Here is a 12,351-nt window from a genome sequence, read left to right as displayed (position 1 = left end):
AAATCACAACTCTATTCTTCAATATCTGCGCTGATGACTTTTTTTATATAGCCATCATCATTAATTACTACAAGTATACCATTATCATCGATATCAATTGCCTTTGCATAAAATTGTTCGCTTGGCGTCGTAATTTTAATTCTATTACCTAATACGACGGAATAACTTATATACTCATTTCTAATAGACTTAAAGTCTTTACTTAAAAATAATTCATAATACTTTTCAATATTATGAATTAAATCATTAACAAAATCTTTTACATTAAATGTATCATTCGCAAATCGTTCAATCGACTCTTTTTTTTCTACTTCAGACCGCTCATTAAATAAGTTAATTCCTATTCCACAAATGATAGAAAGCTGTTCCTTTTCTTTAATCATTTCTGTTAAAAAACCACAGACTTTTTTACCTTCAATGTAAATATCATTTGGCCACTTAATTTTTATATCGTAATCGATAAAAGATTCAATAGTTTTAGTTATTGCGAGTGCTATAAATAAGTTAAACTCTATGAGTTTTTCTCTACTTACATTAGGTCTAAATACAAATGATCCGTAAAATCCTTTATCGTTCGGAGACTCCCAATTTCTTTTAAATCGACCAACACCATCAGTTTGAGTGAGTGCTGCAACTAAAAATTCGTCTTTATAATTCTTTAATTCCTCTTTAGCAATCGTTTGAGTTGAACTAATGGTATCTTTAAATATTAGTGATTTAAAGTATTTACTATTTTCCGATGCAACTTTTACAGAGTTTTTAATATTCATCTTTCACCCACTCAATAATAGACTCATAATTATTGTCTAATTTATTAAATAAAACATTTCTTTCAATTTCTGAAATTAACTCTTTTAACCAAGGGCCTCCACGTCTATTTAATGTTTTCATTAGGTCATTACCGTTAACAGCAAGATCTTTCTTGCTTCTAATCATTAGTCGTTTCTTTTCTAATAGTATATCGTTGATTTGCTTTAAATATTGTTGGTTTAAAAAATTATTATCATTAATAATATTTTTTAAATTTAATATATCATGTTCAGTATAATTATATGCGAGTATAATTGGTGATTCATTTTCAGATAGATTTTTATAAAGTCTTAATGAATCCTTGATATTATTTTTTTCATCATTCGAAAGCTTTAACTCATTTTCAAAATGATTATTTTCGTTCAATATTTGTTGAATGATAATTTCATTGATGAGTGAATGTACATTTGTTTTTTTAACATAATCTATATCTAACTTATTAAAATAAGGTAAGAAATTAAGTATTTCAGAATGAATTAATAAGCTTTTCGCATGTGATACATTTACGCCACTATAAAGTTTTTTTAATTCTTGTACGATACGTTCAACTGAGATGTACTTTACATTAGAAGCAAGCTGTGAGATTGCATTAAATGTACTTTTATTTAATTTAAAATCTAATTGTGATACAAAACGAATTGCACGAAGCATTCTTAATGCATCTTCATTAAAACGTTCATATGGATCTCCAACTGTTATAATTTCTTTATTTTTAATTGATAATTGTCCGTTGTACGGGTCATAAATTTTAAACATTCGATCCATAGCAATTGCATTCATTGTAAAGTCACGACGTGCTAAATCCTCTTTTATAGATGTTGTAAAAGACACTGAATCCGGTCTTCTATAATCTGAATACGTTGTCTCGGTACGATAAGTTGTCACTTCAAATGGAGTTTTATTTATAACGACAATCACGGTGCCATGTTCAACTCCGACGTCAATGGTACGTGGAAATATATTTTGAATATCTTCTGGGAGTGCATTCGTAGTAATATCGATATCTCCAATGTCTACGTTCATTAAATAATCTCTAACTGATCCACCGACAAAATAAGCTTCAAATCCATTTTTTTGTAGCGTATCTAATATTAAATTTGCTTCTTTAAAAGTTTCTTCAAGATTCATAATCAATTTTCCTTAATGACTGATTTATAAATATCTTCGTATTGTGAGACAATTTCTTTTTCTCCAAATCGAGCTCTTACATCTTTAATCATTGTTTCTTGCATATCTTTATAAAGTGTTTCATTCGTTAACAACTCTACGGCATGTTCTGCTGCAGCTTCTTTGTCGTACACATCAACTATATAACCAGTTTCACCGTGCTTAATAACCTCTTTAATTCCCCCTGCATTTGAACCGATAGGTACACTACCACAATTCATTGCTTCTAAAAGCGCAAGGCCAAAACTTTCTTTGATACTTAATAGCATGAATAAGTCACTCATTTTATAAAATGATGTAACATCTGTTTGTTGACCGACGAGATGAACTTTATCTTCTATACCAAGTTCGTAGATTAAGTCTCGGACTGGACCAATTTCAGGTCCATCTCCAGCTAAAACTAAATCACTCTTTACAGATTTTTGGATAATATAAAAAGCTTCTACTATCGTTTTTATGTTTTTAATTTTTCTGAAGTTAGATGAATGCATAATCACTTTTGAGTCTTGATCGATACCAAGACTCTGTTTCATGTGACTTTTTACTTCTTCTAAATTATTTCTATTGAAACGAGTTTCATCTACAAAGTTGTAGATAGTTTCGATATCTTTATTTGGTTTAATCATATCAATAGTTTGTTGTTTTAAGCTATTTGACACAGCCGTCGTTACGTCGGAATTTTCAATACCAAAACGTATCGCAGGTTCTAGGCTTCTATCATGACCTAAAACAGTAATATCTGTACCGTGAAGCGTCGTTATAATACCAACATTACGTTTAGACATCTGATTTCCTAATATACCCGCCACAGCGTGTGGTATCGCATAATGCATATGAATAACATCTAAATCATGTAAATCAATAACTTCTGCAATTTTTGAAGCAAGGGTAATGTCGTATGGTCTAAATTTAAAGACATTATAATCGTTGATTTCAACTGTATGTACATAAATATTAGAATAATTACCTATTAATCGAAATGGAACACTAGAAGCAATAAAATGAATCTCATGGCCGAGTTTTGACATTTCTATTGCAAGTTCTGTCGCGATAATCCCACTTCCACCAACACTTGGATAACATGTCACTCCAATTTTCATTTAAATCTTCCTTTTTAAATAATGTTCCATATAAGTATAATAAAGAAATTGATTATTGTGAAATAAAAAAACTACTCAATAATTTGAGTAGTTTTAGTTATTTCTAGCTATTAAAATTAATCTTACTAGTTCAGCTACAGCTGTTGCTGTTGCTGCCACGTAAGTCATTGCTGCTGCACTAAGTACCTTTTTAGCATGACGGTATTCTTTTTCATTCACAATATTTAATCGCTGAATTTGTTTCATCGCTCGATTTGAAGCATCGAATTCAACTGGTAATGTGACGATTTGGAATAATACTGAGAATGCGAATAAACCAATTCCGCCCCAGAGTAAATAAGTTCCTAGTGTTGGACCAGATGCCTGCATTCCTGCAGTGAGTAAAATACCTGCCATAATTAAGAAGAACGCAAAATTACTTCCAAATTGTGCAAGTGGAAATATTGCTGATCTAAAGTTTAAAAACATATAACCAGTTGCGTGTTGAATTGCGTGTCCTACTTCGTGTGCCGCAACTGCTGTACCAGCAACCGATGGTTTGTCGTAGTTATCTGGTGATAATACAACAACTTTTTTACCTGGATCATAATGGTCAGTAAGTTGACCTTTCCCACGTAACACTTCAACGTCATAAATACCATTTTCTTTTAAGATCATTTCTGCTACTTCTTTACCTGTTAAACCGCTCGTAGAACGGACTCGACTATATTTTTTAAATGTCGAGGTTACGTTCATTTGAGCGAGTAATGGTACAATTAAAAGAATAGCGAAATATATAATATACATCAACATAAAACAACTCTCCTATTCTTCAATATACATCATACTTTAGAAAGCATTTTAAAGTCAATTCAAACGTTTAGTTGGTACTAACGTTTTAAGCAATACTAAAACAATTACCGTTAACCAAAATGATAAATATCCAATATGATCACTAAAACGATCTAACGACCCATATTTTGGATACTGCATATAGACGTAGTCGATTACATCATTATGAAATAACCAAAGCGCTGTAACATAAAAATGCCATGGTTTAATTTCTAAATGTGGTAAAAATAAAAATGCTTGAAGCGCCATTATACTATGAGACATGATTAGCATGAGACCAACTGGTGTAATCATGTTTAATTCAAAGAAAAATAGAAAATTCATAATGACCGCCCAAACACCATACTTAATCAAAGTTGTAAATGCTAAAGCATCTATTAAACCGTATTTTTTATTAAAGAGAATTGATACAATTACAATACATAAAAATAGAGTTGCTGTTGGACTGTCTGGAACAAATGGATAAAAATACCACTTTGTTACAGATAATTGTCCATGATACCAATAATAACCATAAATTGTACCAAGAAAATTTGATATGAGTAATATAATTAAAAATATTCGATTATACATCAATTGGTATAATAACTGAGTCATAAAGTCACCTATAAAAATACCCTCAATGCGTCTTGCATCGAGGGTAAAATTTTAATTATTCACCAGTATTGTCAGCGTTCTTTTTATCTGTAAGTTCAAGGTTAGCAATGAATTGAGAAATTTCATCAATCTCATCTTCAGTCAGCGTATCTTTAAATGCTGGCATCGTTTCTGTACCGTTTTCTACGAAAGCTTTAACAGTGCCTTCATCAAGGTCTGGAGTTACTAAGTCTGGACCAGATGCACCTGTTAGTTCTCCTCCGTGACAGCTTGTACAGTTCGTACGAATTAATTCATTGAATACTGGATCATCAGAATCTAAGTTTGAGAACACAATTTTACCTTGTTCAGCTTGTTGTTCCCAGTCGTGGTATGCAACTGATTCCCAAGTTGCATAGAAAATAATAGCTACTGAAACAATCATTAAACTTGCCGCTACTGGGCGTTTTTTCCAGTTTCTGTGTTTTGAAGTATCTAACCAAGGCATTAATAGTAATGCCCCCATTGCTAGACCAGGAATAATAATTGCACCTACTACGTTAAATGGACCAGATGCATATGAATACTTAAGAATCTGGTATAAGAATAAGAAATACCAGTCAGGTAATGGAATATAACCTGTATCTGTTGCATCAGCCATTCTCTCAAGAGGTGCCGGGTCAGCAACGATTAAGCATAGAAAACCAACTAAGAATACCGCACCAGTCAACCATTCTTTTAATAAGAAGTCTGGGTAGAATTCTTCTGTTCTACCAGGGAATTCTGAGTAGTCGCGATTTAGCTTTGGTTTTTCATAGCTTTGAATTCGTGAGTCTCCAACAAACTTAAGACCTTTACCGCGCTTCATTAATTTCTACCTCCCCTAAAAATTAGATCCTATAGTGGACCTGAAATTCCTTGTCTACGTATTAAGATAAAGTGAATCCCCATTAATACAAACAATGCTGCAGGTAGGAAGAATACGTGAATCGCAAAGAATCTTGTTAGAGTCTGTGCGCCTACAATTTCTGCATCTCCAGCGAGTAGTGTTTTAATCCATTCACCAATAAATGGTACTGATTCAGCAATATCAAGACCAACATTCGTTGCGAATAATGCTTTCATATCCCATGGTAGTAAGTAACCAGTAAATGCTAATCCTAACATTACCATGAATAGTAATACCCCTACTACCCAGTTTAATTCACGTGGAGATTTATAAGCACCTGTAAAGAATACTCTTAATGTATGTAAGAACATCATTACAACTACTAAACTCGCACCCCAGTGGTGCATACCGCGTACAATCATACCAGCTGCAACATCGTTTTGCAGATAATAAACAGAGTTCCAAGCATTAACGATGTCTGGTACGTAATACATTGTTAAAAACATACCGGATAGAACTTGAATTACTGTAATGAAGAAAGTTAATCCACCAAAACAGTAGACGAATGCTGAGAAGTGATAGGCAGGGTTAACGTGCTCAGGCACTTCGTGATCAGCGATGTCTCTCCAAATCGGAGTGATATCAATTCTATCATCAATCCAATCGTAAATACGATTTAGCATAAAATCCCTCCTATTTTACTCAAACAAGCGTGTTCTCTTTTTTCTTACCAATTGTGATATATCCATCTTTTTCTCCAACTTCGAACTCATCAAGTGGTCCACGTGGAGGTGTCCCTGGTACGTTGTTACCATCTTTAGTATACAGACCGTTATGGCAAGGACAGAAGAACATATCTGGGTTATTATCATCTCCAGCCCATGTAACTGTACAACCTAAGTGTTTACATACAGGCGATAATCCGACAAGCTTGTCCCCATCTTTATAGACCCATGCAAAGTTAGTAACTTCACTTTCGTACCAAGCATCTTGTTGGGTAAATGTGAAATCAACCTTCTCAGGTTCTTCTGTTATTTCACTAACCTTAACACTTGTAACGATTTCGTCACCTTCAGCATCAGTCTGGAATAATGGATCTAATGCGAATCTACCCATTGGTAGAATCATTCCGGCTGCCATAAAAGAACCGACACCCATTAATGAATAGTTTAGAAATTGGCGTCGAGTAACTTTATTTGACATTCCATTTCCCCCCTCAAACTTACAATCTTTTCTATATTAATAACTAAGACATATTAAGTTTATCCTATTAGATAAGCATGGTCAACAAGTCTTTTCATATTTTAGACAAACTTTTCTAATTTTTATAAAAGTACATTTTATTGATTCCAGAATTTAATAATTTGTTTTAAAACATTTGTCATCTCATCTTTTACAAGTGATTGCATAACATCTGCTTCAAAATTTTCAAGTGGTATACTATTTAATTTAATTTGATCAAACTCTTCAATATCTCTATTATTAACAGTTAAAATTACGATATGTTTAAATCCAAAGTCTTTTAATTGGTTACCATAGTTTACTACATTGCTTGAATCATTATTAATTACTGAAAACAATGGTGTAATTAATAGACGACCTTTCAGCTGTTTTTCTAATAAAAATAATACGTGCTGCATAAGTTCGATGTTGTTTGAATTCTCTAAACGACCATCGGTAATATCAACATCTACGACTGGTATCACCGCCGTGTCGACAAACTCAATTTCATCTTTAATTAATGATAAATCATGGTAGTTGTATAACATAACTATCCCTCGTTTATATTTTTTATTAATTTTGAGAGTATATTAAACTTTTTTTCATCCTTATTAATTAATGCCTCATCAATAAGGTGATCGATTGAATTATTTTTCTCTAAATAATACGTCTCATATACTTGATTAATTTTAACTTCTTTTAGCTTTATATCTTCTTTCATATGAAAATCCATAAAAATTGGATGATTTTTATATTTATTTAGATGATAAAGAATGTCTTCACTATCCAAAATAACAATAGAATCTATTTTTAGCATGACATATGGGTAACGCTCTGAAATAACTAATTGTATATTTGTATCGTTATTTATTAAAGTAACGTTTTTTAATAAATTATTGTCTGACTTTATAAAATTTAATATCCAAACAATTTGATAATTTAAGTTGTTATATTTGTGTAAAAAATAGTCGAAAAAATCTCTTTTAGAATCCATCCTCCTCACCTCTAATATATTCTAACTCTAATTGCCAATCTGAATTATTTGGTTCAAGTTTGATTAATTTATTTAGAATATCAATTCGTTTATCGTCTCGAATTTCAGTTAAGTAATAATAGTAGTCTGATAAAAATTCAGTGTTATCTTTTAAATATTTTTCAGCTTCACCGTAGTATAATTTTGCCTTTTCATCATTTTCATTTCTTGCTTCAATTGTACCGAGTAAGTGAAGTGCGTCGGGTGACATTTCTTTGACATCTAAATGTTTTGTATACTGTTCAATTTCTTCAGTCGTATCAGACTCTAATATACTTTCAAATAGCATAAGTAATGCGTCCTCATATTCAGAGTCTAAATGAGTAGCTTTACTAAAATACTCTTTTGCTTCTTCAACTTGACCTAATTTTAAATTCAATCGACCGATATGATAATAAATTAAAGGATTTAAATCATCGAGAACGCTGTAATCTTTAAGGTATTGAATAGCCCCACTGAAATCATACTCTTTTTCTTTTATTTTCATAAGTAAAATATATGCGTTTATAAAATACGGTTCATTTTCGATAACTGTCATTAACATCTTTTCAGCTTCTTTATATTGTTCTAGCTGAAAATGAACGAGTCCTTTTGAAAAATAATCTTCGTTCTCAAATTCACTAGAATCTACTTCGTTGAAGTATTTGAGTGCAGTCTCTGATTCCATTAAGTTTGTATAAATATTTGCGAGTCTTAAATTCACATTAATATTATTGACTGAGTCAAGTTCTTTTAAGACATTTTTATAATAATACGTTGCTTCGAGTAAGTTACCCTCATAGAAGTATAACTCTGCAATTGCAAAGTCAATAACGATATCGTCGGTTAATTTCTTTGCTTTTAAAAGATTTTTAAGAGCGACATCATTTAAGTGCATCTGTTGAAATACCTCAGCTTTTAATAATAAAGATGTCGGCGTTTCTTTTGCTTCATTTAATAATAATAATGCATCGTCAATATTTCCATTAGTGATATGAATGTCGATTAAATATGAAAGTAGGTTGTCATCGTAATTATTTGTATTATATAGATGATTGAATATTATTTGTGCAGCATCTTTTTCTCCAATTGAATCTAACAAATCACCAAGGACAAATAGTAGTTCCTCATCTTCTTCGTTATATTTCGTTAGATTTTCTAAGACACTTTCAATAGATTGGCTATCATAATTACCAACACGTATTTTATCAATTGCTTTTTCAACAGTGTTACTCATAGTCGACCTCTTTTGTGATTGAATCGATGTCATCTAAAATATTTGGGTATGAAACATTTAAATGTGACATGTCATCGATATTTAATTTTTGATTCATTTTTATCGTCATAATAATTAACATCATGATGATTCTATGATCGCTATAGCTTTTTAGTTGTTCAATAGATTGAGTTAAATTGTTAGTCGGTATAATCTCATACCCATCATCAAAAATATTGAAAGATGCATTAAATTTCTTTAACTCATTCGTTACAGCTACAATTCGGTCTGTTTCTTTAACACGTAGTTCTTGAGCATCTTTAATAGTACTTTTACCATTTAAGAATAGTCCAAGAACCGTCAAGATAGGAATCTCATCGATGAGTTTAGGGATAAGTGTCTCATTAATCATAAAAGGTTTTAGATTTTCTTTATACTTTATTCGTATATCACCGTATGGTTCGCCATCATTATTTTTAACAGTTACTGTCATATTAGCATCAATCTTTTTAAAAATAGTAATAATACCATTTCTTGTCTCGTTTAACGATACGTTTCTAATTGTAATATCACTACCAGGAATTATAGCAGCAAGTACCATTAAAAATGCAGCACTTGAAATGTCTCCAGGTACTCTAACTTCTTGGGCATTTAAATAATCTGTTCTTTTTACTGTAATTATATTATTATCGACTCTTATATTGGCACCAAAATCAGCTAACATTAACTCTGTATGGTTTCTAGAAATATTTTTTTCTATAATTTTTGTTTCACCTTTAGCACCGAGAGCAGCGAATATAATCGCACTTTTAACTTGTGCGCTCGCAACAGGCATTTCATATGTAATGCTTGTTAACTCGCTTTTTTGTATTTTAATTGGTGGATATTCATCGTTAATTAAGCTTATATTTGCTCCCATTTCTTCTAATGGAATTTTTATACGATTCATCGGTCTCTTTTGAATTGTAGAATCGCCTTTAATTTCAGCATTTAACTTAAGTCCTGCAATAAGACCAGTGAGTAAACGAGTTGTTGTACCACTATTTCCTGTATAAAGAGCTTCTTTTGGGGAATTTAGAGACAACAAACCGCCACTTTCAATAACGATTCTTTCATCCTCGATATGAATATATGCACCGAGTTCTTTCATACATTGAATCGTTCTTAAAATATCGTCACTAATTAAGGGCTTATAAATTGTTGTTGTACCTTTACTTAAACTTCCGATCATCACCGCTCGGTGTGTAATTGACTTATCTCCAGGAACTTCTAATGATCCTTTAAAAGTCTTTTTAATTCTATTTGTCATATTAACTCCTGAAATTCTTTTAAATACTTCTTTAATTTGATCTTTTCAATGCCTTTAAAAACAGGTACTCCATAATCTTTTAGTAAAACGAAGTTTATCATATTAGATACACTGTTTTTCTTATCTACAGACATTAAATTAATTAGATTGTCTTCGGCTAAATCATATAGATATGATATGTTATAACCAATTGTATTAAAGTACTTTTTATAGTAATTTAAATCAAATTGAGTATCCAATATTTTGTTCGATAAAAATAGTGTAAATAATAGACCTAAAATTATTGCATGACCATGTTTAAGTTTATATTCATATTCTAAAGCATGACCTAACGTATGTCCGAGATTGAGTGAGCGTCTTAAGTTAGATTCAGTTTCATCGACAGTCACATAATACATTTTTGTTTTTATACCGGAGATAATAAATGGTTCTAATTCTTTTAAATTAATTTTATTTTTTGTTACTTCAATTAAATGATTTACTGTATTTTTATTATTTAACATTGCGTGTTTCACAACTTCTCCAAAGCCGCTTAACAATTCTTCGTTACTTAACGTCTCTAAAAAGTTTAAATCATAAATGACACCTTTAGGTCTATAAAACGTACCCACTAAATTTTTACCTAATGGACGGTTAATCGCGGTTTTTCCACCTATTGAAGAGTCATGACTTAGTAAGGTTGTCGGAACGTGAATATAATCTGTGCCTCTAAGTAAAATACTCGATAAAAACGCACCTGCATCTCCAGTTGCACCACCACCAATTACAACGATTAGACTATTTCTTTTAATTTCGTTTGATAAAAGAAAATCAATCGTATCCATGACGTGATAAATATCTTTAAATGATTCACCTCGAGGTACTTTTATAACATTTTCAAATGTTAAAAACATTTCTTTATATAAATCAAATACATATTCATCAATTAAGTAAAATACATCATTATATTTAGAAGTATAGTAATTGATATATGTTTCAAAAATTGAATGCCCAACGTGTATCGTATAGTTATTCGAATTATAATTTGTTCTAATATCCATTAATATTCCTCTAAGCGCTTATTATAGTTCTTGATATTACGTTTTAAATCTGAAAAATCATCGCTACCAAACTTCTCTAATATTGCTTTAGTAATTTCAATTGCAACCATATGCTCTGCAACTATACTGGCAGCAGGAACTGCTGTTGGATCACTTCGTTCAATTGTTGCTTTAAATGGTTCTTTCGTATCTATATTGACACTCATTAGTGGCTTATATAACGTAGGAATTGGCTTCATAACACCACGTACGACGATTGGCATACCAGTTGTCATACCGCCTTCAAAACCACCTAAATTATTCGTCTTACGAATAAATCCATCATCGTTATTATAGAGAATTTCGTCATGAACGTTACTTCCATTTTGATTTGCCATTTTAAAGCCCATTCCAAACTCGACACCTTTAAATGCATTTATGCTTACAATTGATTGAGCAATTTTAGCATCGAGTTTTTTATCATAATGGACATGAGAGCCAAGTCCAATAATGGGATTTTCAACAATAACTTCTACAATACCACCTAACGTATCACCAGAAGCTTTAGTTTCATCGATGAGTTTTTCGGCTTGTTTTGTTTTCTCCTTCGATACCATACGAACAGAAGATTGTTCTTTTTGTGTCGAAATATCTTTATACGTATACTTTCCGTCATCGATGACGTTACCAATTTGAGTCACTCGACTTGTCATATTAATGTTTAGTGAGTGCAGTAACTCTTTACATAGTGCACCAACGAGCACACGTGCCGTAGTTTCTCGGGCTGAAGAACGCTCTAGGATATTCCTTAAGTCACGGTGGTTGTACTTCATCCCACCAACTAAATCTGCATGTCCTGGTCTTGGTTGTTTAATCACTCGACGCATCTTTTTAATTTCTTCATCAGTAATCGGTTCGGATTGCATGACGTTAACCCACTGCTTAAAGTCATCATTATTTACTTCCATTTGAATTGGGCTACCTAATGTATAACCGTGTCTAACACCACTTCCAAATTCAAATGTATCTTTTTCTATTTGCATGCGTCTACCTCTACCATAACCACCTTGACGCATAAATAATTCTTCTGTCATACGATTTTTGTCAATCGGTACATTTGAAGGGAACCCTTCAACAATTGCCGTAACTTTTTTACCATGAGATTCACCTGCTGTTAAAAATCTCATTTACTACACCTCTT

Annotated in this window: 14 protein-coding genes; all 14 read right to left on the bottom strand. The window is 31.8% G+C overall.

The annotated features are described in order from the left end of the window. Window positions 1-11: 11 nt before the first annotated feature. A complete protein-coding gene (locus KPF49_RS04260; RefSeq protein WP_183674697.1) occupies window positions 12-770 on the bottom strand; it encodes a biotin--[acetyl-CoA-carboxylase] ligase in 759 nt (252 codons plus the stop codon). Continuing rightward, the gene (locus tag KPF49_RS04255; protein WP_183674700.1) at window positions 760-1,938 is read right to left on the bottom strand and encodes a CCA tRNA nucleotidyltransferase; all 1,179 of its coding nucleotides are present in this window, start codon (window positions 1,936-1,938) and stop codon (window positions 760-762) included. Before KPF49_RS04255 ends, KPF49_RS04260 begins: the two co-directional genes overlap by 11 nt. A 2-nt stretch (window positions 1,939-1,940) precedes the next feature. Continuing rightward, window positions 1,941-3,077, bottom strand: a complete 1,137-nt coding sequence (bshA, locus tag KPF49_RS04250; RefSeq protein ID WP_183674704.1) for an N-acetyl-alpha-D-glucosaminyl L-malate synthase BshA — start codon at window positions 3,075-3,077, stop codon at window positions 1,941-1,943. A gap of 93 nt (window positions 3,078-3,170) precedes the next feature. Further along, window positions 3,171-3,869, bottom strand: a complete 699-nt coding sequence (locus tag KPF49_RS04245; protein WP_183674707.1) for a zinc metallopeptidase — start codon at window positions 3,867-3,869, stop codon at window positions 3,171-3,173. 54 nt (window positions 3,870-3,923) lie between these two features. Beyond that, a complete protein-coding gene (locus KPF49_RS04240) occupies window positions 3,924-4,505 on the bottom strand; it encodes a DUF1405 domain-containing protein (RefSeq protein ID WP_183674709.1) in 582 nt (193 codons plus the stop codon). A gap of 55 nt (window positions 4,506-4,560) precedes the next feature. Continuing rightward, window positions 4,561-5,352, bottom strand: coding sequence for a menaquinol-cytochrome c reductase cytochrome b/c subunit (locus KPF49_RS04235; protein WP_183674712.1), 792 nt, complete (start codon window positions 5,350-5,352; stop codon window positions 4,561-4,563). A gap of 29 nt (window positions 5,353-5,381) precedes the next feature. After that, window positions 5,382-6,056, bottom strand: coding sequence for a menaquinol-cytochrome c reductase cytochrome b subunit (gene qcrB, locus KPF49_RS04230; RefSeq protein WP_183674716.1), 675 nt, complete (start codon window positions 6,054-6,056; stop codon window positions 5,382-5,384). Between the two features lie 19 nt (window positions 6,057-6,075). Next, on the bottom strand, window positions 6,076-6,576 hold the full coding sequence (locus KPF49_RS04225) for a Rieske (2Fe-2S) protein (RefSeq protein ID WP_183674719.1): 501 nt from the start codon (window positions 6,574-6,576) through the stop codon (window positions 6,076-6,078). Between the two features lie 137 nt (window positions 6,577-6,713). Further along, window positions 6,714-7,142, bottom strand: a complete 429-nt coding sequence (locus KPF49_RS04220; protein WP_183674722.1) for a DUF2487 family protein — start codon at window positions 7,140-7,142, stop codon at window positions 6,714-6,716. Window positions 7,143-7,144: 2 nt separating this feature from the next. Next, on the bottom strand, window positions 7,145-7,588 hold the full coding sequence (locus KPF49_RS04215; protein WP_183674724.1) for a YpiB family protein: 444 nt from the start codon (window positions 7,586-7,588) through the stop codon (window positions 7,145-7,147). Then, window positions 7,578-8,843, bottom strand: a complete 1,266-nt coding sequence (locus KPF49_RS04210) for a tetratricopeptide repeat protein (protein WP_183674727.1) — start codon at window positions 8,841-8,843, stop codon at window positions 7,578-7,580. The genes KPF49_RS04215 and KPF49_RS04210 overlap by 11 nt, the downstream gene beginning before the upstream one ends. Next, window positions 8,836-10,131 (bottom strand): 3-phosphoshikimate 1-carboxyvinyltransferase, encoded by a 1,296-nt coding sequence (aroA, locus tag KPF49_RS04205; RefSeq protein WP_183674730.1) that lies wholly within the window; start codon window positions 10,129-10,131, stop codon window positions 8,836-8,838. Before aroA ends, KPF49_RS04210 begins: the two co-directional genes overlap by 8 nt. Then, the gene (locus KPF49_RS04200; RefSeq protein WP_183674734.1) at window positions 10,128-11,171 is read right to left on the bottom strand and encodes a 3-dehydroquinate synthase; all 1,044 of its coding nucleotides are present in this window, start codon (window positions 11,169-11,171) and stop codon (window positions 10,128-10,130) included. Before KPF49_RS04200 ends, aroA begins: the two co-directional genes overlap by 4 nt. After that, window positions 11,171-12,337: a chorismate synthase gene (gene aroC, locus KPF49_RS04195; RefSeq protein ID WP_183674738.1), complete on the bottom strand. Its 1,167-nt coding sequence runs from the start codon at window positions 12,335-12,337 to the stop codon at window positions 11,171-11,173. The genes KPF49_RS04200 and aroC overlap by 1 nt, the downstream gene beginning before the upstream one ends. Between the last annotated feature and the right edge of the window lie 14 nt (window positions 12,338-12,351).

Source organism: Nosocomiicoccus ampullae (assembly GCF_019357495.1).
GTDB classification, from domain to species: Bacteria; Bacillota; Bacilli; order Staphylococcales; family Salinicoccaceae; genus Nosocomiicoccus; species Nosocomiicoccus ampullae.
Note: the sequence above shows the minus strand (reverse complement) of the source record. Positions and strands in the feature narration are given on the sequence as shown.